General features: G+C 65.4%; 1 protein-coding gene and 1 pseudogene. Both read left to right on the top strand.

The genetic code is table 11. The annotated features are described in order from the left end of the window. Positions 1–706: phosphate ABC transporter permease subunit PstC (gene pstC / locus I5M_RS25250; protein ID WP_031337531.1), on the top strand; the 706-nt coding region annotated here is incomplete at its 5' end. Between the two features lie 2 nt (positions 707–708). Then, positions 709–1,422, top strand: a pseudogene (gene pstA, locus I5M_RS30610) (phosphate ABC transporter permease PstA); the annotation flags it as partial.

Below are 1,422 nucleotides of genomic sequence, written 5' to 3'. Positions count from 1 at the left end.
GGTGATCGCCATGGTGATCGCGATCCCGGTCGGTCTCGGCATCGCGATCTTCCTTACTGAACTGTGCCCGATGTGGCTGCGCCGGCCGATCGGCCTCGCCATCGAGCTGCTCGCCGGCATCCCATCGATCATCTACGGCATGTGGGGCTTCTTCGTGCTCGGGCCGTTTCTGGCCTATCACTTCCAGCCGTTCATCATCTCGGTGTTNTCCGGCATTCCGGTGCTGCGCGACGTGTTCGGCGGGCCGCCGTCCTATCTCAGCCTGTTCAATGCCGCGCTGATCCTCGCCATCATGGTGCTGCCGTTCATCACCGCGATCGCCGTCGACGTGTTCAAGACGGTGCCGCCGGTGCTGAAGGAAGCCGCCTATGGCGTCGGCTGCACCACCTGGGAAGTCGTCCGCAACGTGGTGATCCCCTACACCCGCGTCGGCGTCATCGGCGGCGTCATGCTGGCGCTCGGCCGCGCGCTCGGCGAGACCATGGCGGTGACCTTCATCATCGGCAATTCGTTCCGCATCCAGGGATCGATCTTCGCGCCCGGCACCACGATCTCGGCGGCGATCGCCTCGGAGTTCGCCGAGAGCAGTGGCCTGCATCAGTCGGCGCTGATCCTGCTCGGTCTGTTGCTGTTCGTCCTCACCTTCATGGTCCTCGCCGCTGCGCGGCTGCTCCTGATGCGTCTCGAAATGAAGGCCGGCAAATGAGTATGTCCCCGACACACGCCAACCCGATCTACAAGCGCCGCCACCGCAACGACATCATCATCAAGGTGCTGTGCTCGGGCGCCGCTCTGTTCGGCGTCACCTGGCTGGCACTGATCCTGTTCACGCTGCTGTACAACGGCCTCGCCGGCGTCAATCTCGAAGTGTTCACCCAGAACACGCCGCCGCCCGGCTCGACCGACGGCGGTCTGCTCAACGCCATCGTCGGCTCGGTGCTGATGACCATTCTGGGCGTCGGAATCGGCGCGCCGCTCGGCCTGTTCGCCGGCACCTATCTGGCCGAGTACGGCAAGTACGACAAGCTGACATCAGTGATCCGCTTCATCAACGACATCCTGCTCAGTGCGCCGTCGATCATCATCGGCCTGTTCATCTACGGCGCCGTGGTGGTGACGATGGGCCGGTTCTCGGCTCTGGCCGGCGCGCTGGCGCTGGCGGTGATCGTCATCCCGGTGGTGGTGCGCACCACCGAGGACATGCTGCTGCTGGTGCCGAGCTCGCTGCGTGAAGCGGCGTCGGCGCTCGGCCTGCCGCGCTCGCTGGTGATCCGCCGCATCGCCTATCGGGCGGCGCGCGCCGGTCTGATCACCGGCATCCTGCTCGGCACCGCCCGCGTCGCCGGCGAAACCGCGCCGCTGTTGTTCACCCGCGCTGTCAAACCAGTTCTTCAGCCTGGATCTGTCGCGGAAGATGGCCAA

This window comes from Rhodopseudomonas sp. B29, assembly GCF_000333455.1.
In the GTDB taxonomy this organism is placed as follows: Bacteria; Pseudomonadota; Alphaproteobacteria; order Rhizobiales; family Xanthobacteraceae; genus Rhodopseudomonas.
Note: the sequence above shows the minus strand (reverse complement) of the source record. Positions and strands in the feature narration are given on the sequence as shown.